18 protein-coding genes and 1 tRNA gene are annotated in these 23,115 nt (G+C 74.1%); 16 read left to right on the top strand and 3 right to left on the bottom strand.

All coding sequences use genetic code 11. From position 1 onward, the window contains the following. The first annotated feature begins 240 nt into the window (after positions 1-240). The 5 genes from HDG68_RS13485 to HDG68_RS13465 are packed head-to-tail and all read left to right on the top strand — an operon-like array spanning position 241 to position 8,540. Positions 241-1,806 (top strand): pyridoxal phosphate-dependent decarboxylase family protein, encoded by a 1,566-nt coding sequence (locus tag HDG68_RS13485; RefSeq protein ID WP_343037580.1) that lies wholly within the window; start codon positions 241-243, stop codon positions 1,804-1,806. Continuing rightward, the gene (locus tag HDG68_RS13480; RefSeq protein ID WP_172152929.1) at positions 1,803-3,236 is read left to right on the top strand and encodes a lysine N(6)-hydroxylase/L-ornithine N(5)-oxygenase family protein; all 1,434 of its coding nucleotides are present in this window, start codon (positions 1,803-1,805) and stop codon (positions 3,234-3,236) included. The genes HDG68_RS13485 and HDG68_RS13480 overlap by 4 nt, the downstream gene beginning before the upstream one ends. Beyond that, positions 3,233-5,761 carry a GNAT family N-acetyltransferase gene (locus tag HDG68_RS13475; RefSeq protein WP_343037579.1) on the top strand — a complete coding sequence of 843 codons (2,529 nt, stop codon included), beginning with the start codon at positions 3,233-3,235 and terminating at the stop codon, positions 5,759-5,761. The genes HDG68_RS13480 and HDG68_RS13475 overlap by 4 nt, the downstream gene beginning before the upstream one ends. Continuing rightward, on the top strand, positions 5,758-7,929 hold the full coding sequence (locus tag HDG68_RS13470; protein WP_172152927.1) for a penicillin acylase family protein: 2,172 nt from the start codon (positions 5,758-5,760) through the stop codon (positions 7,927-7,929). The genes HDG68_RS13475 and HDG68_RS13470 overlap by 4 nt, the downstream gene beginning before the upstream one ends. Continuing rightward, positions 7,926-8,540, top strand: coding sequence for a GNAT family N-acetyltransferase (locus HDG68_RS13465; protein ID WP_172152925.1), 615 nt, complete (start codon positions 7,926-7,928; stop codon positions 8,538-8,540). The genes HDG68_RS13470 and HDG68_RS13465 overlap by 4 nt, the downstream gene beginning before the upstream one ends. 61 nt (positions 8,541-8,601) lie before the next feature. Here HDG68_RS13465 and HDG68_RS13460 read toward each other — a convergent pair whose 3' ends face one another. Further along, the gene (locus HDG68_RS13460; protein ID WP_172152923.1) at positions 8,602-9,681 is read right to left on the bottom strand and encodes a LacI family DNA-binding transcriptional regulator; all 1,080 of its coding nucleotides are present in this window, start codon (positions 9,679-9,681) and stop codon (positions 8,602-8,604) included. Positions 9,682-9,778: 97 nt separating this feature from the next. Between HDG68_RS13460 and HDG68_RS13455 the strand changes: the two genes are divergently transcribed. Together HDG68_RS13455 and HDG68_RS13450 are read left to right on the top strand one after the other, a co-directional pair. Beyond that, complete coding sequence (locus HDG68_RS13455) at positions 9,779-11,047, top strand: MFS transporter (RefSeq protein WP_343037578.1); 1,269 nt, start codon at positions 9,779-9,781, stop codon at positions 11,045-11,047. Further along, entirely contained in the window at positions 11,044-12,222 is a 1,179-nt protein-coding gene (locus HDG68_RS13450) for a UDP-N-acetylmuramate dehydrogenase (protein ID WP_425483768.1), read from the top strand. The genes HDG68_RS13455 and HDG68_RS13450 overlap by 4 nt, the downstream gene beginning before the upstream one ends. A 28-nt stretch (positions 12,223-12,250) precedes the next feature. On the opposite strand, the gene HDG68_RS13445 is transcribed toward HDG68_RS13450, so the two are convergent. Both HDG68_RS13445 and HDG68_RS13440 read right to left on the bottom strand, forming a co-directional pair. Continuing rightward, complete coding sequence (locus tag HDG68_RS13445) at positions 12,251-13,246, bottom strand: L,D-transpeptidase family protein (RefSeq protein WP_172152919.1); 996 nt, start codon at positions 13,244-13,246, stop codon at positions 12,251-12,253. Between the two features lie 137 nt (positions 13,247-13,383). Further along, a complete protein-coding gene (locus HDG68_RS13440) occupies positions 13,384-14,400 on the bottom strand; it encodes an adenosine deaminase (RefSeq protein WP_172152917.1) in 1,017 nt (338 codons plus the stop codon). A gap of 167 nt (positions 14,401-14,567) precedes the next feature. On the opposite strand from HDG68_RS13440, the gene HDG68_RS13435 reads away from it, so the two are divergent. The 9 genes from HDG68_RS13435 (at position 14,568) to HDG68_RS17595 (ending at position 23,061) form a co-directional block, all read left to right on the top strand. Then, positions 14,568-14,643, top strand: a tRNA-Trp gene (locus HDG68_RS13435). Positions 14,644-14,776: 133 nt separating this feature from the next. After that, on the top strand, positions 14,777-15,031 hold the full coding sequence (secE, locus tag HDG68_RS13430) for a preprotein translocase subunit SecE (protein ID WP_172152915.1): 255 nt from the start codon (positions 14,777-14,779) through the stop codon (positions 15,029-15,031). 59 nt (positions 15,032-15,090) lie between these two features. Beyond that, complete coding sequence (nusG, locus tag HDG68_RS13425) at positions 15,091-15,921, top strand: transcription termination/antitermination protein NusG (RefSeq protein WP_172152913.1); 831 nt, start codon at positions 15,091-15,093, stop codon at positions 15,919-15,921. Between the two features lie 98 nt (positions 15,922-16,019). Continuing rightward, entirely contained in the window at positions 16,020-16,451 is a 432-nt protein-coding gene (gene rplK, locus HDG68_RS13420) for a 50S ribosomal protein L11 (protein WP_172152911.1), read from the top strand. A gap of 112 nt (positions 16,452-16,563) precedes the next feature. Beyond that, positions 16,564-17,271: a 50S ribosomal protein L1 gene (gene rplA, locus HDG68_RS13415; protein WP_172152909.1), complete on the top strand. Its 708-nt coding sequence runs from the start codon at positions 16,564-16,566 to the stop codon at positions 17,269-17,271. A 209-nt stretch (positions 17,272-17,480) separates the two neighbouring features. Continuing rightward, on the top strand, positions 17,481-18,137 hold the full coding sequence (locus HDG68_RS13410; RefSeq protein ID WP_343037577.1) for an RNA polymerase sigma factor: 657 nt from the start codon (positions 17,481-17,483) through the stop codon (positions 18,135-18,137). Then, complete coding sequence (locus HDG68_RS13405; RefSeq protein WP_172152905.1) at positions 18,128-18,628, top strand: hypothetical protein; 501 nt, start codon at positions 18,128-18,130, stop codon at positions 18,626-18,628. The genes HDG68_RS13410 and HDG68_RS13405 overlap by 10 nt, the downstream gene beginning before the upstream one ends. A 68-nt stretch (positions 18,629-18,696) precedes the next feature. Beyond that, on the top strand, positions 18,697-20,457 hold the full coding sequence (locus tag HDG68_RS13400; protein ID WP_172152903.1) for a S8 family serine peptidase: 1,761 nt from the start codon (positions 18,697-18,699) through the stop codon (positions 20,455-20,457). 15 nt (positions 20,458-20,472) lie between these two features. Continuing rightward, entirely contained in the window at positions 20,473-23,061 is a 2,589-nt protein-coding gene (locus tag HDG68_RS17595; RefSeq protein ID WP_172152901.1) for a CHAT domain-containing protein, read from the top strand. The last annotated feature ends 54 nt before the right edge of the window (positions 23,062-23,115 follow it).

The following is a 23,115-nucleotide window of genomic DNA, read 5'->3' as shown; positions in this document are numbered from 1 at the left end:
CTGCCTGAAGAACTACATCGCCCGCAACCTCTACCGAGCCCTCAAACGAGCCGACCTCTCACAGACCCCTTGACAACCCATAGAAGCCTCTCGCGCAACCCTGGTCTACCTCGGGGAGAAAATGCCTACCTCGGGAGGGTCGGGTCTCGGATGGTGGCGTCAGGCTGGACAGGGGAGTTAGGCGTGTCTAAGTTAGGCGAGCCTGGCCTTTTCACCCTCTCATCCGAGGAGCCCGAGGACGTGCCCACCACGCCACCCGATACCACGCTGACCAGCACCGACACCCTCCTGACCGGTGCGACGGCGAGCGCGTACGCCCGCACGGTCCACCGGGTGGTCGACGACGTCGCGGCCCGGTTCGCCGCGGTCGACCAGCCCTGGAGCGGCGCCAGCCGCGTCGAGCTCACCGCGCTCGTCGACGCCGTCGACCTCGACAGCCCGGGCATCGGGACCGGCGGCGCCCTGCGCGAGACCGCCGACCTGTACGCCACCCACGCCGTCTGGTTCCACGACCCGGCCTACGCCGCGCACCTCAACTGCCCCGTCGCGATCCCCGCCGTCGGCGCCGAGGCGATGCTCGCCGCGATCAACACGTCCGTGGACACCTACGACCAGTCGACGGTCGCCACCCTGATGGAACGCCGCCTGATCGCCTGGACCACCGAGCGCATCGGTCTCACCGCAGGCGACGGTGTCTTCACCTCGGGCGGCACCCAGTCCAACCTGCACGCGCTGCTCGCCGCCCGGGAACGTGCGCTGACCGGCCCGGACGGCGTCCGCCTCACCGGCGCCGCGCGGCACGGCCTCCAGGGGCGGCTGCGCATCCTGGCCACCGCCGCCAGCCACTTCTCGGTCGCGAAGTCCGCGATGATCCTCGGCCTCGCCGACGACGCCGTCACCTCGGTCGCCACGGACGCCGCCGGCCGCATGGACCCGGCCGCTCTCGCGGACGCCCTCGCCGCGACGGAGCGGGCGGGGGCGGTGGCGATGGCCGTCGTCGCCACCGCCGGCACCACCGACCGCGGCACCGTCGACCCGCTCGCCCGCGTCGCCGAGCTGTGCGACGCGACCGACACCTGGCTGCACGTCGACGCCGCCTACGGCGGTGGCCTCCTCGTCTCGCCGACCCGGCGCCGCCTGCTCGCCGGCATCGAGCGGGCGCGCAGCGTGACGGTCGACTTCCACAAGACGTTCTTCCAGCCGGTCTCGGCCAGCGCGGTCCTGTTCCGCGACGCCGCCGACCTGGCGCGCACCGCGTGGCACGCCGACTACCTCAACCCGGTCGAGGACGCCGCCGAGGTCAACCAGGTGGACCGTTCGCTGCAGACCACCCGACGCTTCGACGCGCTGAAGATGTGGACGACCCTGCGTGCGATCGGCCCGGACGGCATCGGCGCGATGGTCGACGCCGTGTGCGACCTGGCGGCGGCCGTGCACGCCGACCTGGCGGACGACGCCGAGCTCCGCCTGGTGTGCGGCACGGACCTGTCCACGGTGATCTTCCGCTACCAGCCCGACGGCGTCACGGACGCCGAGGCCGACGCCCTGGTGCCCGCGGTGCGCCGGGTGCTGTTCGACTCCGGCCGGGCGAGCGTCGCCAAGACCGTGATCGACGGCCGTCCCTGTCTCAAGCTCACGCTGCTCAACCCGGACGTCACCCTCGACGACGTGCGCCGCGTGCTGACCCTGGTCCGCGACGCCGCGCACGGTCTGCTCGCCGGTCGCGAGCTCGCGGACCTGGCCGCACCGCCCTGCCGGGACGTCCACCCGCACCTGGCCCGCACCACGACCGGAGACCCGCGATGAGGACCTACGACGTCGTCGGCATCGGCATCGGACCCTTCAACCTGGGCCTCGCGGCGCTCGCGGACCCTCTGGACGACGTGGACGCGGTGTTCCTCGACCAGCGGTCGGGGTTCTCCTGGCACCCGGGCATGATGCTCGAGGGCGCCACCATCCAGGTGCCGTTCCTGGCGGACCTGGTCACGATGGCCGACCCGACCTCGCCGTACTCGTTCCTGGCCTTCCTCAAGGACACCGGGCGGCTGTACCCGTTCTACATCCGTGAGTCGTTCTACCCGCTGCGCGCCGAGTACGACCAGTACTGCCGCTGGGTGGCGGGTCGCCTGGACACCCTGCGCTGGGGTCGACGCGTCGTCGCGGTGGAGCACGACGCGGCGAGCGACGCGTACGTCGTCACGGCCGAGGTGTCCGACGGCGGTGCTGGGGCGGACGGCACGGCCTCCGACGGCGGCATCCGCCGCGAGCAGTACCGCGCCCGGCACGTGGTGCTCGGTGTCGGCACCTCGCCACGGCTGCCGGCCCCGCTCGCGGACCTGGCGGACCGGTCCGAGAGCGCCGCCGGCCTCGCGGACGCCGGACCCGTGATCCACACCGCGGACTACCTGACGCACCGGGACGCCCTGCAGGCGTCCGGCGCGGTGACGGTCGTGGGCTCGGGCCAGTCCGCGGCGGAGGTGTACCGGGACCTGCTCGAGGACGCCGGCGCCTACCGGTTGGACTGGGTGACGCGTTCGCCGCGGTTCTTCCCGATGGAGTACACCAAGCTCACCCTGGAGATGACGTCCCCGGAGTACACGGCGCACTTCCACGGCCTGCCCACCGAGCTGCGCGACCTGGTGGGGCGCGAGCAGCGCAACCTGTACAAGGGGATCAGCGCCGACCTGATCGACGACATCTACGACACCCTCTACCGCCGCACGGCCCTGGGCCGCGACGTCCCGACCACGCTGCTCAGCGACACCGAGGTGGTGGCCGCCCGCGCGGAGCGGGCCGACGACGGCAGCACGGAGTACGTGCTGACCCTGCGGCACGGCCAGCTCGGCACGACGGCGGAGCACCGCACCCGCGCAGTCGTTGCGGCGACGGGCTACGCGGCCGGCGTGCCCGACCTGCTGGACCCGGTGCGCGGCCGCCTGCTCCTGGACGACCAGGGGCGGTTCGCCGCGACGGCCGACTACACGGTCAGCTCGGACGGACGGATCCACACCCTCAACGGCGAGGAGCACTCTCACGGCGTCACCGCCCCGGATCTCGGCTTCGGCCCGTGGCGCAACTCCGTGGTGCTCGCCAAGATCACGGGCCGTGAGCCGTACCCGATCGAGCGGCGGATCGCCTTCCAGGAGTTCGGGCTGCCGGGCGGGGTCCCGGCGCAGCGGTCCGACGGCGGCACCCCGGCCGACGGGGGAGCTCCGGCCGAGGAGGTGGCCCGGTGACCGCGGCGACCGACATCCTCGCGACCGCGACCAGCGCGCCCGCGGCCTCGTCGGCCGGCACGTTCACCGCGTGGACCCGCCTCGGCGAGCTCACGCTCTCGCCGGTGGACCCGGACGCCGACGCGGCGACCGTCCAGGGCTGGCTGGCCCATCCGGCGTCGTCGGCGTGGCACATGGGCGGCCTCGGTGTCGACGAGGTCCGCGCCTACCTGGCCGGTCTGGTCGCCGACGACGCCCAGGACGGCTGGCTCGTCCGCCTCGACGACGCGGCGGTCGCCTACGTCGAGACCTACGACCCGGCCCGGGTGCTGCTCACGGAGGTCCACGACGCGCTGCCCGGGGACGTCGGCATGCACCTGCTCGTCGCACCCGCCCCCGTCGACCCGGCCGAGCGGCGCCCGGGCCTGACGGACGCGATCATGTCCGCCGTCGTGCGCTGCTGCCTCACCGACGTCGCGGAGGGCGGACGCGGGGGAGCGCGCGTCGTCGTCGAGCCCGACGTGACGGGCGCGAAGATCGCGGCGAAGAACGCCGCGGCCGGGTTCCGGGTGCTGGGCGAGGTCGAGGTCACCGACGGCGGGCACACGAAGACCGCCGCGCTGAGCGTGTGCACCCGCGACGACTTCGCCGCCTCCCCGCTCGGTGCCGGGGTGGACCCGGCGCCGCACCTGCGCGGGGACCTCGCGGAGCACGCCCACCGCCACGTGGTCGCCAAGGCGCTGACCGAGCTGACCCACGAACGGCTCTTCGCGCCGGTCGCCGACGGAGCCGCCGACGGCGCTCCCGGAGCAGACGGACCGGCGCGGTACCGCCTCGACCTCGACGGCGTCACCTACCGCTTCGCCGCGCGGACGTTCGCGCTCGAGCACTGGGTGATCGACCCCGGCTCCATCACACGCACGGGGGACTCCGGCGATCAGGACGGCACCGAGCTGCCCGTCGACGCCCTCGAGCTGATCGCCGAGCTGCAGCCGTCGCTCCAGATCCCCGACGACCTGCTCGCCACCTACCTCGAGGAGCTCTCCAGCACCCTGGCGGCCGCCATGGCCAAGCGGGACCGAGAGCTGTCCGGACTCACCCCGGACGCCACGCGTCTGGTCGCGGGACTCACCGCGCCGGGGCCCGAGGCGGCGCATCAGGGCCCTGCCGACCAGGCCGAGGACCGCCGTCGGACCGCCGAGACGTTCCAGGCCGTCGAGGCCGCGATGTCCGAGGGGCACCCCGGCTTCGTCGCGAACAACGGCCGCATCGGCTTCTCCCTTCCGGACTACGAGGCGTTCGCCCCCGAACGGGGCGGCCGGCTGCGACTGCAGTGGGTCGCCGCCCGGCGCGAGCACACCCACCTGGCGCTCGCGGACGACCAGACGGAGTCCGGGCTGTACGACGCCGAGCTGTCCAGCGCCGAACGGGCGGCGTTCGCGGACCGGCTCGCCGCGCGCGGGCTGGACCCGGCGGAATACCTGTTCCTGCCGTTGCACCCGTGGCAGGCCGAGCACCGGCTGCCGATCACGTTCGCCGCCGACGTCGCGCGCGGCGACCTCGTCCCGCTCGGCCCCGGCGCGGACGAGTACACCCCGCAGCAGTCGATCCGCACGATGTTCAACCGGACCCGTCCGGAACGGCACTACGTCAAGGTGGCGCTGGCCATCCAGAACATGGGGTTCCTGCGGGGACTGTCCCCGGCGTACATGCGGGCCACGCCCGCCATCAACGACTGGGTCGCGGACCTCGTCGACGGCGACGCGACCCTGGGGGGCGCCGGCTTCGGCGTGCTGCGCGAGCTCGCCGCGGCCGGCTACACCGGCGACGTCTACCACCGCACCCCCCGCCCCAACGCCCACCGCAAGATGCTCGCGGCGCTGTGGCGGGAGTCCCCGCTGCCGCGCACCGCCCCCGGCGAGCGGCTGGCCACCATGGCGTCCCTGCTGCACCGCGACGCCGCGGGCCGCGCCCTGGTCACCGAGCTCGTGCGGGCGTCCGGCATCGACCCGGCCGACTGGGTGCGGGCCTACCTGGACGCCTACCTCTACCCCCTGGTGCACTGCCTGCGTGCCCACGACCTGGCGTTCATGCCGCACGGGGAGAACCTCGTGCTCGTGCTGCGCGACGGCGTCGTGCGGCGGGCGTTCATGAAGGACATCGGCGAGGAGGTCGCCGTGCTCGCGGACCGGTCGCTTCCCGAGCAGGTGTCCCGGATCGCCGCCCCGGTGGACGACGCCGAGAAGGCGCTGGCGATCTTCACCGACGTCTTCGACGGCGTGCTGCGCCACCTGGCCGGCATCCTCGCGGTCGACGGCGTGCTGCGCGAGGACCGGTTCTGGGCGCTGGTCGGCGAGTGCCTCGCCCGGCACGAGGCCGAGCACCCGGACCTCGAGTCCGGCGTCGACCTGCGGGCCGCGCGGTTCGCCCACTCGTGCCTCAACCGGCTGCAGCTGCGCAACACCCTGCAGATGGTCGACCTCGCCGACCAGTCGAGCTCGCTCATCTACGCCGGCACGCTGGCGAACCCGGTGGCGCGCACGTGACGTTCGAGGTCTTCCGCGACACCTGGGGCGTGCCGCACGTGCGTGCCGCCGGCGAGCTGGACCTGGCCCGTGGGCAGGGCTACGTCACGGCCCGGGACCGGGGCTGGCAGCTCGAGTCCGACCGGTGGCGCGCCGAGGGGCGCCTCGCAGCGCGGTTCGGGCCGGGCGGGCTCACGTGGGACCGGTTCGCCGTCCGGGTGCGCCTGGCCGACACGGCACGACGCGTCCACGCGGCCCTGACCGAGCCCGAGCGGGCGTGGCTCGCGGCGTACACCGAAGGCGTCAACGCCGGCCTGTCCGACGGCGGCCGCGACGTCCCGGAGATGGACGCCCTGGCCGCGGCCCCCGGCGGGCTGCCCGAGCACGAGCCGTGGCCGGACTGGATGCCGCTCGGCGTGTTCCTGACCAACCACGTCCTCTTCGGCACCTGGCCGCACCTCCTGTGGCGCGAGCACGTGGTCCGGACGCTCGGGGCCGGTCATCCCCTGACCGCCCTCCTGTCCGGGGCCGACGACGGCGCGGGGTCGGGGTCGAACGCCTGGGCGTTCGCCGGGACACGGACGGCGAGCGGGCTCCCGCTGCTGGCCGGCGACCCGCATCGGCTCCTCGAGCTGCCGGGCGTCTACCAGCAGGTCCGGCTCGCCTGCGACGCCTACGACGTCGTCGGCCTGGCGTTCCCCGGCGTGCCCGGGGTGCTGCACTTCGGTCAGGTGCAGGTGCCCGACGACGGCGGACCCGGCGCGGGCGGTTCGGTGGCGTGGGGGATCACCAACGCCCTGGCGCACGCCGCCGAGCTGTTCGTCGAGACCCCCGAGTCCCTCGACGGGTCCGGCGGGCCGGTCGGGACCGGCGTCGACGTGGTACCCGTGCGTGGTGGCGACCACGTCGAGGTCGCCTGGACCGAGACGCCGCGCGGACCACTGGTCACCGACACCCACGCGCTGCGCTGGCCGGTGCGGGCCGACGCCGACCTGGGCGTCGCGTCCTGGCGGGCGCTGCAGCGGGTGCGGTCGGCCGACGACGTCGCATCGGCGTTCGCCGGGTGGGTCGAGCCGGTCAACCGCGTGCTGGCCGCCGACTCCGGCGGGACCGTGCTCAGCGTGACGGCCGGCCGGGTGCCCGCCCGGCCGCGCGACGAGCGGGTGCTGCCCCACGCCGTCTGGCGCGACGCCGGCCGGGCCGGGACGCTGCCGCCGTGGCGACCGGCGTCGGACCCGGTCGCGGTGCCGGACCTCGCCGTCGACGCCAACGAACGCCCCGACGGTGCGCGGGTGCCGGACCTCGGACTGACGTACGCACCCCACCGCGCGGACCGGATCCGTGAGCTCCTGGCCACGCCACCCGACGGCGGCGAGCTCGCGGCGGAGCAGGCACGGGTGCACGGCGACGTGTCCGACCCCGGGGCCGCCGGACTGGTGGGATGGCTGGCCCACGTCGTCGGACCGGGCATCGGCCCTGCGGCCGCCCGGCTGCGGACCTGGGTCGCCCGCGGTGCCCGCATGGACGCCGACTCGGGCGATGCGGCACTCTTCGCCGTCTGGCGCGACGCCCTGGCCCGACGCGTCGCGGCACACCCCGCGCTCGCGGCGGTGCGCGAGCCCCACGGCGCTCCGGGGGTGCTGGCTCCCTGGTTCGACGTGTCGGCCCGGGTGGGGCAGGTGCTCGGCGCGCTGCTGGCCGCGGGGGAGTCGCTCACACCGGCGCTGGACGCTCGGGCCGAGGCGCGGGACGCCCTCGTGACCGCCCACGGGGAGCTCACCGGGGCCGCGGGCGGCCGCCGTGGTCGTTCGTCGGCGTCGGACACCTGGGGCCGGCGACACCCGGTGCTGCCCCTGCACGCCCTGGCCGACGCGACCGGCGTCGACCCTTCGGCGGTGCCCCGTGTGCCGCGCGCGCTGCGCGTCCCGGTCTCGGGCGCCGCGGACACCGTGCGGTGCACGGGCTCGGTGCCGGGCGTGTCCACCGCGTCCTGGCGCGGGTCGGTGGCGCGCTGGGTGTGGGACCTGGCCGACCGGCGGCGCAGCCGGTGGGGAGTCCCGTTCGGGGCTGCCGGCGACCCGCGGTCGGTGCACTTCGCCGACCAGCACGGCGAGTGGGCACGCGCCGCGACGCACGAGATCGAGACCGACTGGACGCGCCTGCGGCGCGAGACCTGGGAGGCCCCATGACGGAACGACTGCTGACGGGGGAGCCCGGGTCCGAGGTGTGGCGGTCAGGCGCGATCTCGGTGCACGTGCTCGACCCCGCGGCCGACGTCGACGTGCTGCACGCCTGGGTGACCGGCCCGAACGCGGCGTTCTTCGGGCTCGGTGCGCTGACCCGGGACGAGCTGCGCGAGACCTACGAGTTCGTGGCGTCCCTGCCGACGCACCACGCCTACCTGGTGCGGGACGCGGGGGAGCCCGTGGCGATGGTCCAGCTCTACCACCCGGAGGACGACCCGGTGGCGGCGGCCTACGACGTCGAGCCCGGTGACGTCGGGGCGCACTTCTTCCTGGGGTCGCGGCGGTCCGGGTGGCCGGCGCTCGGTCCGGCGCTGCTGGCGTTCGGGTTCGCGCTGCCGGCCGTGCGACGGATCGTGGTCGAGCCGGACGTGCGTCACCGCGCGGCGATCGCGCGGATGGTCGCGATGGGGTTCGAGCCTGCCGGGAAGATCCACTTCGAGTCGCCGCACGGACCCAAGGACGCGATGCTCGCCTTCCTCACCCGGGAGCGCGCGCTCGCCCTCTCGCGAGGTAGGCCGACCTCACGCGGGGTAGGCAATTCCACCGCGAGGTAGGCGAACCTCCCGCGAGGTGGGCAACCTACCTCGCGGGGAGTCGCCTCCCTCGGCGGTCGGTCTACGTCCGGGGTACCGGACCGGTGGTCGTCCCGGGGACGAGCCCGACGGGCAGCGCGATCGACGTGGGCTCCTCGCCGGCCAGCAGGTCGATGACCGCCCGGCCGAGCCGGGCGCCCTTCTCCCGCAGCGGCTGGTGGACGCTGGTGAGCACGTCGGGGGAGAGCCAGGGCAGGTCGAGGCCGTCGAACCCGGCGATCGAGACGTCCTCGGGGATGCTCAGGCCGAGCTCGCGCGCCGCGATGACGGCACCCGCGGCCAGCAGGTCGGAGTGCGCCACGATCGCGGTGGGCCGTTCCGACGCCGGCACCCACGTACCGAGGATCTCCGTGGCGGCGTCGCGGCCGTGCTCCACGAGCGAGGCGGGGGTCTCCCACGTGATGACCGGGTCGACGACGTCGCGGATCCCGGCCATGCGGTGCGCGGTGGGGGTGCGGTCGGCGCACGCCAGGCGTTCGGCGTCGGCGGGTCCGGACCGTTCGCCCCGGCCGAACGGCAGGGAGATCTCGGCGATCCGTGTGTGCCCGAGCTCGACGAGGTGGCGCACTGCCTCGGCGGCACCGGCGCGGTCCTCCAGCGCGACGAGCGGTGCCCCCTCCACGGCACGACCCTCGCCGACGACGACGGGGACGTTGCGGCGTTGCAGCGCGTTGAGGGTCGGGTCCTCGCTGAGCACCCCCCACACCAGGACGGCGACGTCCATCGCGGCCGTCTCGAGCAGCGGGTCGACGGCGTCCTGGCCGAGGTCCACCCCCGGGATCAGCAGCACGCCGAGCCCTTCGGTGCCCAGCACGTCGACCAGCCCGTCCAGCACCTGCACGGCCACGGGGTCCCGGAAGGCCCGGCCCGGGTGGTCGCCGATGACGACGCCGACGATGCCGGACCGCCCGCGGCGCAGCTGGCGTCCGAGGGGGTTGGGTCCGGTGTACCCGAGCTCGGAGGCGGCGGCGAGCACCTTGTCCCGGGTCTCCGGGGTGATGGGGCCCGATCCCGAGAACGCGAGGGACGCGGTCGAGACGGACACCCCGGCGCGTTCGGCGACGCGCGCCAACGTCGGTCGGCTGCTCGGTGTGCGACCCATGCCACTCCTTCCAGGCCCGGCAAGTGCGCGCCAGCCTACCGGCGCACCTGGATCGAAACGATTTGACCGCGCGGGCGGCGCCGGAGATCGTTGTCCCGTGACCACCTCTGCCTCCGCACGGCCCGACGCGCGCCACCTGCGTGCCGCCGTCGTCGCCGTCTACGGCGTCTTCGTCGCCGCCGGGTTCGGCATGGCGACCTGGGCCTCGCGCATCCCCGCCGTGCGGGACGGTCTCGGGTTCACCGAGGCCCAGATGGGCGTCCTCCTGCTCACCGCGTCGATCGGTTCGATCTGCGCCCTGCCGCTGTCCGGGATGATCGCCTCCCGCCGCGGCGCGGCGCGCACCGTCCTCGGGTTCGCCGTCCTCGCCGCCACCGGCTTCACCGTCGCCACGGTGGCCATCGATGTCGACCTGCCCTGGCTCGTGCGCGTCGGGCTCTTCCTCGGCGGCATGGGCATGGGTGTCTGGGACGCCGCGATGAACCTCGAGGGCGCCGTCGTCGAGCAGAAGCTCGGCAAGGCGATCATGCCGCGCTTCCACGCCGCGTTCTCCTTCGGCACGGTCGCCGGCGCCGGTGTCGGCGCGCTCGCCGCCTGGGCGCAGGTGCCGCTCACCGCCCACCTGACCACCGTCGTCGTCCTCGACGCCCTCGCCGTGGCGCTGTGCGTCCGGGCGTTCCTGCCCGCGCACGACGCCGGCCCCGACGTCTCGCAGCCCGGCGCGCAGGACGCGGTCGCCGACCCGGCCACCGCCGTCGAGCCGTCCCACGGCCACACCGTCAAGGACACGCTCGCCACGTGGCGCGAGCCGCGCACGCTGCTCATCGGGCTCGTCGTGCTCGCCGCCGCCCTCACCGAGGGCGCCGCCAACGACTGGGTGGGCCTGGCCACCGTCGACGGGTTCGGGACCGGGGACGGGATCGGGGCGGTGGCGCTCGCGGTGTTCCTCGTCGCGATGACCGTGACCCGCCTGGTCGGCACCGAGATCATCGACCGGTTCGGGCGCGTCCCCGTGCTGCGCGCCAGCGGCGCCTGCGCCCTGGTCGGCGTCTCGCTGTTCGCGCTCGTGCCCAGCCTGCCGCTCGCGCTCCTGGGCGTGTTCCTGTGGGGCGTGGGCTCCGGGCTCGGCTTCCCGATGGGGATGTCGGCGGCGTCCGACGACCCGCGGCGCGCCGCCCTGCGCGTCGCCGTCGTCTCGACCGTCGGCTACTCGGCGTTCTTCGTCGGCCCGGCGCTCATCGGCTTCCTCGCCCACTACACGGGCTACCGGCTCGCTCTGCTGGTGCTGGCCCTGCCCGTGGTGGTCGGGCTGTTCGTCGCGGGCGCGGCCCGGCCCCTGCGTGGCCCGTCTACCCTGGATCCGTGAGCCAGACCGCCGCGAAGCCCGCCGGGGCCGCCCGCCCCGCCCTGGGCCCGGACGCCTCCCCGAACCTGTCCGACCTGACGACGCTGCGCGTCGGAGGCCCGGTGGGCGGGTACGTGGAGGCCACCTCCGAGGCCGAGCTGATCGACGCCGTGCGCGCTGCCGACGACGCCGAGACGCCGTTGCTGGTGGTCGGCGGCGGTTCCAACCTGCTGGTCTCCGACGAGGGGTTCGACGGCGTCGTGGTGCGGGACGTGCGTTCCGGCCTGGACGCGGACCTGTCGGCCTCCTGCGAGCTGGAGGGCCCGGCCTGCGGCGGCGCGAACCTCACCCTGCCGGCCGGTCAGGACTGGGACGCGTTCGTCGCCGAGGCGGTCGCCAACGAGTGGATCGGGGTCGAGGCGCTCTCCGGCATCCCCGGGACGCTGGGCGCGGCCCCGGTGCAGAACATCGGCGCCTACGGCCAGGAGGTGTCCGGCGTGATCGCCTCGGTGCGCACCTGGGACCGGGCCACGGGTCGACGGCGGACGCTCACCCTGAGCGAGCTCGGGTTCGGCTACCGCACGAGCGTCCTCAAGCGGTCGATGCGCGCCTCCACGTCGCCCGACGGCGAGGTCTGGTACCCGACCCCCCGGTACGTGGTGCTGGAGGTGAACCTGCAGATGCGCATCGGATCGCTGTCCGAGCCGGTCGTCTACCCCGAGCTGGCACGCCGCCTCGGCGTCGAGGTGGGGCAGCGTACGCCGTCGTCGGACGTGCGCGCGGCCGTGCTGGAGCTGCGCGGCGGCAAGGGGATGCTGCTCGACGGCGTCGGGGGAGCGGCTGCGCCGGACCACGACCGCTGGTCGGCGGGCTCGTTCTTCACCAACCCGATCCTTCCGGCGGCGGACGCCGAGGCGCTGCCGGCCGAGGCGCCGCGGTTCCCGGCCGGCGACGGGCAGGTCAAGACGTCGGCGGCGTGGCTGATCGACCGCGCCGGGTTCGACAAGGGCTACGGCGTGGCCGGTGAGCACTCCCCGGCGCGGCTGTCCACCCGCCACACGCTCGCGCTGACCAACCGCGGGGGAGCGACGGCGCAGGACCTCGTGGCGCTCGCCCGCACGGTCCGCGCCGGGGTGCGTGAGACGTTCGGCGTCGCCCTGGAGCCCGAGCCCGTCCTGGTGGGCGTCGCGCTCTGACGCCCGACCGGCCCGTCGCGGTCGGGCGTCAGTGCACGACGACGGTCGTGCCCTGCGGCATCCCCCAGGAGTCCCAGAGCCAGTTCATCGCCGAGTTCGACACCCGGATGCAGCCGTGCGACGCCGGGTACGGCGGGATCGACCCGGACCCGTGGACGGCGATGCCGCCCGTGAAGTACTTGGGCCGGTACATCGACCCGAGCTCGAGGGTCGACTCGTGCAGGTAGTCGCGCTCCATGTAGACGGCGTACGTCCCGGTCGGCGTCGTCGCCCGGTAGGTGCGGCCCTTGGCCTCGAACGTCTCACCGTTGCCCGACGACGCGTTGAACGTGCGCACCACGCGCCCGTCCTCGACGGCGAGCAGGAGCTGGCGGTCGAGGTCGATCTCGACGACCTTGCCCGACGACGACACCGGTGAGGGCCGCACGCCGTCGTCCAGCGCGGCCTCGGTGTTCGGGCCGACGACGGCGTCGCGGTACAGGCCGGCCGACTTCTGCAGCGCCCACACCGCCTGCTGCGTCATCGGTCCGAACACGCCGTCCACGCCCGGCAGGTAGTAGCCCAGCTCGACCAGGCGCTCCTGCAGCGCGCTGACCTCGGCGCCCGTGGCTCCGACCTGCAGGTACTGCGGCTCGGGCTCCGGCTCGGGGGTCTTCTTCTGCTTCTTCTCGTCCTTCTTCTTCTGGTCCTTCTTCGCGGCGTCGTCCGTGCCCTCTGCCTCGGACTCCTCGGCCGGAGCGGACGCGGTCGGCGTCGGGCTGGGCGACGGCGTGGCCTCCGCGCTCGGGGTGGGCTCCGGCGTCGGAGTGTCCGACGGCGTGGGGTCGGCCGGCGCCGTGGGCTCCGGCGTCGGGGAGGCCGGGACGGACGCGGCAGGGGTCGGCGACTCCGCCGTCGACGGGGACGAACCGGACGCCGGGTCGGCCGAGGTCAGCTCGGACAGGGCCGCGCACCCGGGCAGGAGCAGCAGCAGCACGGCGATCGTCGCCGCGGCGCAGCGACGGCGCGTCGTCGTCGTGGTCATGCCTCCACCTCCCGGGTGCGGTCACCGTCGGGCGGGGTCCGCGACTCCTACGGTGCACCGGCGCCCGCCGCACGGCGACCCGGCGCGGCCGATCTCCCGAGGATCGACACCGTCCCGTGACCTCACGGGCGCACGTCTCACGCGGCCAGCCAGTCGTCCACACCGTCGAGCAGCCGCTTCCTGGTGCCCTCGGAAGCCCGGGACGCCCGGATCGAGGACCGTGCCAGGTCGGCCAGCTCGGCGTCGCTGAAGCCGTGCACCGTGCGCGCCGTCTCGTACTGGTCCAGCAGGCGCGAGCCGAACAGCAGCGGGTCGTCGGCGCCGAGCGCCACCTGGGCACCGGCGTCGAACAGCTCGCGCAACGGCACGTCCTCGTCGTGGGAGTAGACGCCGAGCGAGACGTTGGAGGCGGGGCACACCTCCAGCGCCACCCCCGACTCCACGAGCGAGGCCAGCAGGCTCTGGTCCTCGATCGATCGCACGCCGTGCCCCAGCCGGTCCGGTGCCAGCGCACCGACCACCTCGCGCACGTGCCCCGGGCCGAGCAGCTCCCCGCCGTGCGGCACCGACGCCAGCCCGGCCCGCTGCGCGATCCGGAACGCGTGCGCGAACGCGGACGTGTCCCCGCGGCGCTCGTCGTTGCTGAGCCCGAACCCGACCACCTCGCCCGGCCCGTCGCCGGCGTACCGGGCGGCCAGCCGCGCCAGGGTGCGCGCGTCCAGCGGGTGGCGCATCCGCGACGCCGCGACGACAACCGCCACCTCCACGCCGTGCCGGGCGCTCGCGGACCGCGCCTCGTCCAGCACGATCTCGAGCGCGGGCGTGATGCCGCCGACGAACGGGGCGTAGGAGGTCGGGTCCACCTGGATCTCGAGGCGTCCCGACCCCTCCGCCGCGTCGTCGGCCGCGGCCTCGTCCACGAGGCGGCGCATGTCGGCCTCGGAGCGGACGCAGTGCCGGGCGGCGTCGTACAACCGCTGGAACCGGAACCAGCCGCGCTCGTCGGCGGGCACCCGCAGGGCGACGCCGTCGGTCAGGGCGTGCGGGAGCCGCATCCCGTGCGCCGCCGACATCTCGCGCAGCGACGACACCCGGAGCGAGCCGGTGAAGTGCAGGTGGAGGTGGGCTTTCGGGAGGAGGGCCAGGTCGCGCACGGGGTCAGTCTGGCACCCGGGCCGCGCGACCCCGCCGTGTGACCGACGTCGTGCGGGAGGTGGTTCGACCCAGGGCCCAGGTTCGCGTACAGTAGTCCCTCGGTGGTTGACGGCCGCCATGCTGGCCTGCGCCCTCGGGCGTAGCGAGCGGGAACCGTCGAGCACGAAGGGTAGTGGCGCAATTGGTAGCGCAGCGGTCTCCAAAACCGCAGGTTGCAGGTTCGAGTCCTGTCTACCCTGCCAGCGTGTTCCCCCGCGGGGCCGCGCGCAGCGGGGCCATGCGACCGCGTGTCCTCGGACGCCAGGAGTATGTGCCGTGGGTGCGCCGCCGGCAGGCGGCGTGGCTGCGGTGTGAACGCGAAACGGGGTAGTCGAAGTGAGCGAGTCGCCGGCCGAGGCCTCTGGGGCGCACGGCGCCGGAACGGACACGGAACGCCGTGGCTTCTTCGGTCGCATCGCCCTGTTCGTCCGCCAGGTCGTGGGTGAGCTCCGCAAGGTCGTCACGCCGACCCGCTCGGAGCTGATCAACTACACGATCGTCGTCATCGTGTTCGTCACGGTGGCGATGCTGTTCGTCACGGCGCTCGACTACGTCCTCGGGCTCGGGGCCTTCTGGCTCTTCGGGGCCTGACCCGACCGGAACCCGGCAGCCGCACACTCCACCCCCGAAGTCAGAAAGCAGGTTCGTTCGTGTCCCAGGATCCTCTGGAGCAGACGGAGAACGTCGACCCCACGCAGCCCGACGCCACCGGCGCCGAGGCCGACCTCGACGTGCCCGCCGACGCGGACGCCACGGAGCAGGACGAGCAGTCCGAGGTCGAGCAGGACGTCGAGAGCGGCGAGGACGACGCCACCGACCAGGCGGCGGACGCCGAGGCGCCCGTCGACGCGGAGATCGAGGACCCGGCCGAGGAGCTGAAGCGCACGCTGCGCGGCCAGCTCGGCGACTGGTACGTCATCCACTCCTACGCGGGGTACGAGAACCGGGTGAAGGTCAACCTGGAGAACCGCACCCAGAGCCTCAACATGGAGGACTACATCTTCCAGGTCGAGGTCCCCATGGAGGAGGTGACCGAGATCAAGAACGCGCAGAAGAAGACCGTCCGCCGCGTCCGGATCCCGGGTTACGTCCTCGTGCGCATGGACCTCACCGACGAGTCGTGGGGCGCCGTGCGCCACACCCCGGGCGTCACCGGGTTCGTCGGGCACACCCACCAGCCGGTGCCGCTGTCGCTGGACGAGGTCTTCAGCATGCTCGCCCCGACCATGCTCGAGCAGGCGCCGGCCAAGCAGACCGCTGCCGCGGCCGCCGGTGGTTCGTCCGACGCCGCAGCGCGTCCCGCGATCGAGGTCGACTTCGAGGTCGGCGAGTCGGTCACCGTCACCGACGGTCCGTTCGACACGCTGCCCGCCACGATCTCCGAGATCAACGCCGAGGCCCAGAAGCTCAAGGTCCTCGTGTCCATCTTCGGCCGGGAGACCCCGGTCGAGCTGTCGTTCAACCAGGTCGCCAAGATCTGACCGTCGCGCCGGTCCTCCGGCGCGCCGCGCGAGCGGCACGACCATGCAACCGGGTCATCGCCCACGGCGTCGGCCCAGCAACAGAAAGTGGTAGCAACATGCCTCCCAAGAAGAAGGTCGCCGGCCTCATCAAGCTCCAGATCCAGGCGGGCGCCGCGAACCCCGCCCCGCCGATCGGCCCCGCGCTGGGTCAGCACGGCGTGAACATCATGGAGTTCTGCAAGGCCTACAACGCCGCGACCGAGTCGCAGCGCGGCAACGTGGTGCCGGTGGAGATCACGGTCTACGAGGACCGCTCCTTCACCTTCATCACCAAGACCCCGCCGGCCGCCGAGCTCATCAAGAAGGCCGCCGGCGTGGCCAAGGGCTCCTCGACCCCGCACACCGTCAAGGTCGCGCAGCTCACCCAGGACCAGGTCCGTGAGATCGCCGAGACCAAGATGCCGGACATCAACGCGAACGACATCGACGCCGCGAAGAAGATCATCGCCGGCACCGCCCGTTCGATGGGCATCACCGTCCAGGACTGATCCTGGGCTCCCGGCCCCGCGGCCGGGAGGACGAAGACCCGACGACCGCCGTCGGGCACGTGGGAGGGTCTGCGCAGACCCGACGACCACGACTGCAGCAAGGAGAATGCAGATGGCACAGCGCAGCAAGGCGTACCGCGCCGCCGCGGCGAAGATCGACCGCGACACCCTGTACACCCCGCTCGAGGCCGTGAAGCTGGCCAAGGAGACGGCGTCGACCAAGGCCGACGCGACCGTCGAGGTCGTCTTCCGCCTGGGCGTCGACCCCCGCAAGGCCGACCAGCTGGTCCGCGGCACGGTCAACCTGCCGCACGGCACCGGTAAGACCTCTCGCGTGATCGTCTTCGCCAACGGCCCGAAGGCCGAGGAGGCCGCCGCGGCCGGTGCCGACGAGGTCGGTGGCGACGAGCTCATCGCGAAGGTCGCCGGCGGTTACACGGACTTCGACGCCGCCGTCGCGACGCCGGACCTCATGGGCAAGGTCGGTCGTCTCGGTAAGGTCCTCGGTCCCCGTGGCCTCATGCCGAACCCGAAGACCGGCACCGTGACCATGGACGTCACCAAGGCCGTGTCCGACATCAAGGGCGGCAAGATCGAGTTCCGTGTCGACAAGCACGCGAACCTGCACTTCATCATCGGCAAGGCCTCGTTCGACGAGTCCGCGCTGGTGGAGAACTACGGCGCCGCGCTGGACGAGGTCCTGCGTCTGAAGCCGTCGTCCTCGAAGGGCCGCTACATCACCAAGGCGACGCTGACGACGACGTTCGGTCCGGGCATCCCGCTCGACCAGTCGAAGACGGCGAAGCTCACGGAGGCCTGAGCCTCCCGCTCCGCACGAACGGCCCGGTACCCCCGAGGGGGTGCCGGGCCGTTCGTCGTTCTCCCCGAGCTCTCCCGGAGTTCTTCCGGATCGGACGTATCAGGACGCCCGGGTGTCCCTCCCACCAGGTGACACTGCCGAGCGGAGGGTGAAATCTGATGGGTGGCAGGCCGGACAGCCGCGGGTGGCGGGACGCCACCCTAGGCTCGGTGCGTCCACCCGAGTCCGGGTACGTCGCCGGAGCCGCACGAGGAGCCATGAACCGTCCTGCCGAGACATCGAGCCTGGGTGACCGGGCCGCCGAGGCCCTGCTCGCCTTCCGGGAGGGCCGGCCGGACGCGATGAGCGGGTTCGTCCGCGAGGCGAACCCGCTGCTGTGGCGCACCGTCCGTTCGCAGGGCGTGGCACGCGAGGGGGCGGACGACGTCGTGCAGCAGACGTGGGCCGCCCTGGTGCGGCACGCCGACTCCATCGACGAGCCGAAGGCCACGCTCAAGTGGCTCCTGGTCACGGCGCGGCGGGCCGCGTGGGAGGCGGTGCGCAAGGACCGCACCGACGACGTGCGGCGCACCGAGCTGCCGGACGACGACGCCGAGACCACGACGACGTTGCCGGACCCGGCCCCCGGGCCGGAGGCCGAGGTGCTGCGCAACGAGCGGGACCGCGCGCTGTGGGCGGCCCTCGCGGAGCTGCCGGAGCGCTGCCGTGAGCTGCTCCGGCTCGTCTCGCTCGCCGACCGCCCGGACTACCGCTCCATCTCCGCCGCGATCGGCATGCCGGTCGGGAGCATCGGCGCCACGCGGGGGCGGTGCCTGGCCAAGCTGCGCACCGTCCTCACCGAACGAGGGGAGACCTCATGGACATGACCGAGTTCGACGACGTGCCGGGCGCCGACCAGGCGTTCGACGCGTCCGACGCCGCGCTGCTCGCGCGGGTCGCGGCGCTGGACGAGCGCCTGGATCCCGTGCCGGACGGTCTGACCGAGCGGTCCCTGTTCGCGATGACGCTGGCCGGGCTGGAGGCCGAGGTCATGGAGCTGCAGGTCGTCGAGGCCCCGGTGGGCTCGGTGCGCAGCGACGCCCCGGTCGAGACCCGCACCATCACCTTCACGCACGAACGACTCACCGTCATGATCGCGCTGTCCGCCGGCGGTGACCGGGACACCGTCCGCGTCGACGGCTGGCTGGCCCCGGCGGCGCCGCTCGCGATCGAGCTGCGTCGCCCCGACGAGGATCCGCGCACCACGACGTCAGACGAGGACGGGCGCTTCGTGATCGACGACGTCCCGCGCGGCCCGGCCAGCCTGCTGATCCGCCAGGGCGAGACGCCGGTGACGACGCCGGTCGTCGAGCTCTAGCCGCACCACGACACACCCACGACCACCGACGGGGCCGGAGCGTCGTGCCCTGACTCGAGGAGGAGCACGTGAGCGAGACGACCATCGCCGACGCCGCGGGGGGTCGGCGGCCCGTCCGGCACCTGGACCCAGAGCGGGTTCGCCGGAGCCCGGGTGCCTCCCGGGTGGGCGAGACGGACTACGTCGCCGACCGGCTCATCGTCCGGGGTGAGCTGCCCGACGCGTTGCGCCGGGTCGTGACGCCCGAGGCGGACGCGTTGACCGCCGGCGGCCAGGGTGCCGTCACCGGGCTCGAGCCCTGGGCCGGAACGGAGGAGCCGACGGAGTGGATCGACGGAGTCCGGCGGATCGCCACGCAGATGGGCTACCGGGTGGTCTACGACGGGACCCTCGGCGACCTGGCCGTGGACGACGTTGAGGACGAGACGTTCGGGTACGCGCTGCGACTCGTCCCGGAGCGCGACGACGATCTCGAGGTCGACGTCTGGCAGGTCCTGGAGCGCATCACGGCCGAGCTCGGCGGCCTGGACTCGCCGGACGCCGAGGACGAGGGCGACCGGCCGACGCCCCGGGTCGGGCTCGACCACGTGCTGCGCGCCCAGCGTCGGGGGAAGTCGACACCGCTGCCGTTCGTCCCGGTCGCCCGGCCCCGGTCGACGCCGTTGCCGGTGGGCGCGATCGACGAGTACGGCACGCCCGGCACCGGTGGTCTGACACCGGTGCGCTACCTCGGTGGCCCGCCACGGCGCACGCTCGACGACGGTCCGACGCCGTGGGAGGCCGCGGACGGCACGCGCCGGCCCGTCGTCGCCGTGGTCGACACGGGTGTCGGGTCACATCCCTGGTTCGGAGACTACGACCCGCAGGACCCGCAGGACAGCCCGGTCGTCGTGCGCACAGCGGCTCTCGACGGACGCCCGGTCGGCACGTTCCCCGTCCCGGCGATCGACTCGGAGGACGCCGAGTTCGGTGGGCTCAGCGTCGATCCGCTGACGGGACCGCTGGATCCGGTGGCGGGCCACGGCACGTTCATGGCCGGCGTCGTCCACCAGGTCTGCCCCGATGCCGTGATCATGGCGGTCCGGGCCTTCGGCGGTTCTGGTGACATCCCGGAGTGGGAGATGCTGCACACGCTGTGGCGGCTGCTGCGGTACCACCGTCGAGGGGTTGCCGGCCACGCGGGCTACCACCAGGTCGACGTCGTCGTCCTGGCCATGGGCTACTACCACGAGCAGCCGGAGGACTACGGGTACGACGGGCCCCTGCGACGAGTGCTGCGCGCACTTCGGCGAGCGGGAGTCGTCGTGGTTCTCGCCTCGGGCAACGACGGCACCACCCGCCCGATGTTCCCCGCGGCGTGGGCGCCGCGCGTCGCCCAGGTCGACGACGGGCCCCGGCCCGCCGGTGCCGATCAGCTCACCTCTGCCCATCCGCCGTTGCTCGTGGCCGGGGCCGCCAACCCCGACGGCACGACGGCGATCTTCAGCAACGACGGCGGCTGGGTCACCTGCGTGCGTCCCGGGGCCGCGGTGCTGTCGACCATGCCGACGACGATCGACGGTCCCGAGACGCCGGAGGCTCGCCTCCCCGAACGCCTGCGCCCCGGCATCCGAGCCACGGTGGATCCCGACGACTTCACCGGGGGCTACGCCACCTGGAGCGGGACGTCCTTCGCAGCGCCCTACCTCGCAGCCGAGGTCGCGCAGGCCCTGCTGTCGGCCGAGGTCCGGGCCGGCAACGCCGTGGAGGTGGCGTGGGATGCTGTGACCCGCGCGACTTCCCTCGCCGTCACCGGTACGGGCGACGGGGGCGAGGGCTCCGTGACATAGGAGGGGTAGCCCCGGGTGACCAGCAGGACCACGTTCGACGAACGTCTCCGCGAGGCGCAGGAGCTCAACGCTGCGTCGAAGGTGCGCCCTGCCTCGCGAGCCTACCGGGGGCTGCTGAAGGACGTCGGGCCGCTGGACCCTGCGGTTCACGGCCCGTGGGTGGTCGAGATGCGCGTGCGTGCGCTGATCGGTCAGGCGGCGTGCACGCACGCGCTGACCGGTGACCTCGAGGCCGCGCGGCGCCTCGTCGAGGATGCTCTCGCACTGTCGGTCGCCGCGGGGGAGGAGAGCTGGGAGGCGCTCGCGCACGGACAGGAGGGGCTGCTGCTCCTCCGGGCCGGCCGCGCGCGCCAGGCGGTGGCTTCCTTCGACCGGGCGCTGGCGACCGTGGACACGACGAACCATCGTGACCAGGCCGTCCTGCGCATCAATCGTGCGGCCGCCCAGCTCGAGTGCGGCGACCTCGGGGAGGTCGTGTCCGACCACGAGCTGGCCCTGTTCCACGCGCGCGAGATCGGGGACGACCGGTACGCGGCCTTCGCGCTGCTCAACCTCGGCTACGCCAGGTATCAGCAGGGCGACTTCCCGGCGGCGCTCTCGCAGCTCGACGAGGCGGCACGTCTTCAGCCCGGGGGACCGGACGGCTGGTCCGAGTCGACACGGGCCCAGGTGCTCCTCGACGCGGGCCTGGTGACCGAGGCGGAGCAGGTGCTGGCCGAGTGCGCCGACCTGCTGGCCGCGGACGACCTGACCGGCGAGCTCGCGGACACCATGCTCGCTCGCGCACGCTGCGCCCTGCTGCTGCGTCGGCCGGAGGAAGCGGTGCGGTGGGCGCGCGGTGCCCGGCGCGTCTTCGCCCGGGTCGGGAACGACGGCTGGGCCCTGCAGTCGGAGCTCGTCGCGCTCGAGGCACGGCTGGAGCTGGACCGCCGTGCCGGCCCGCGCCGGTCGACCCTGCGCCGCCGCTGCGAGGAGACGCTCGCTCTGTCCGCAGTGGACGGCAGCGTTCTGGCGAGTCGTGAGGCGGGAGCCGGGGCACGGCTGCTCGCGGCGGAGTGGGCGCTGCTCGCGGGCGACGTCGAGCGTGCGCAGACGATCGTGGCGGGCGTCCGGCGTCTGACCACCTGCCCCCTCCCGCTGCGCATCCACCACGAGTCGGTCCGTGCGCAGGTCGCCTTCGCTGCGGGGGATCGCCGCCGGGGCCTGCTCGCCGTGCGCCGCGGCCTGCGGGTGCTCGCGGACCATCGGGCGCGCCTCGGTTCGGTGGACGCCGTCACGGCCGCCGCCGCGCACGGATCCCGCCTGGCACGGGTCGACGTCGAGGCGGCGTTGGCCACGGGTCGCGCCGCGGCGGTGTTCGACGCCACCGAGCGCGGGCGTGCCGCGTACGCCGGGGCCGCCCGGGTGCGACCGCCTCAGGACGAGGAGCTCGCCGAGCTGCTGACCCGGGCACGCACCGCCGCCGAGGAGGCCCGCGAGCTGGCCGGCAGCGCGGACCCGAAGGACCGTGCGGCGGCCGATCGCGGCACGAAGGAGGCACGGCGGCTCCAGGACCAGGCGCGTCGGCGGTCCTGGCAGCTCTCGGGGCCGGGGGAAGGCCTGGTGCCGGAGCCCACCACGGCGCGGGCCGTAATCGCCCGGCTGCGGTCGGCGTCGTCGGGCACGACGGTGGTGTCGTACCTCTTGACCGACCAGGTGCGGGCGGTGCGTGTCGACGCCACGGGTGCACGGCTGCTCGAGCTCGGGCCGCTGTCCGAGGTGACGGAGCTGGCCCGCCGGGTGCGCCAGGACGTCGAGGTGCTGGCCAACGCGCTCATCCCGGCGCCGATGCGGGAGGTCGCCGCGACCTCGGCTCGCCGTGCGCTCGCCCGCCTGGACGACCTGCTGCTGCGACCGGTCGCGGTGGACGGACCGCTGCAGGTCGCGGCACGCCGCGAGCTGCTCTCGGTGCCGTGGGCCTCGCTCCCGTCCCGGGAGGGCGTGGCGACCGGCGTCGACTCGTGGGTGAGCTGGCGCGACGACGAGTCCCGGTCCGGTGCCGGCCCGTCCCGCGCCGTCGTCGTCGCCGGGCCCGGCCTGCGTGCCGCCGAGCTGGAGGCCCGCCTCGTCGCCGCGACGTGGGGGGAGGTGACGACGCTGTCCGGGGCGGCGGCGACCTGTGCGGCCACGACGGCGGCGATCGCCGGGGCGGACGTGGTCCACCTCGCCGCGCACGGCGTGCACGAGCCGGACAACCCGTTGTTCTCCTGCGTCCGGCTCGCCGACGGGCCGCTGTACGCGCACGAGCTGGACGGCGTCGATCTCTCGGGCGCCGTCGTCGTGCTGTCCGCCTGCGAGACCGGACGCGCCTCGGTGCGGCTCGGGGGAGAGCCGCTCGGCATGACGAGCGTCCTGCTGCGGCTCGGCGCGCGCGCCGTGGTGAGCGCGGTCGCACCGCTGCGGGACGACGTCGCCGCGCGCGTCATGCCGCACCTGCACGCCGAGCTGCGGGCGGGGACCGACCCTGCTGCGGCGCTCGCCCGTGCCGTCGCCGCGGAGCCCGAGCCGGTACCGCTGGTGTGCTTCGGGCCGCTCTCCGTCGACGGGCGCCCTGCCGCCGTGTGACGAGCGCCTCGTGGGCGTGAGTACCGTGGTGGGCCGCTGGTCGTGTAGAGTTCA

The organism is Isoptericola chiayiensis (genome assembly GCF_013149805.1).
Classification (GTDB): domain Bacteria; phylum Actinomycetota; class Actinomycetes; order Actinomycetales; family Cellulomonadaceae; genus Isoptericola; species Isoptericola chiayiensis.
The sequence above is the reverse complement of the archived record's forward strand: the minus strand, read 5'-3'. Positions and strand labels throughout refer to the sequence as shown.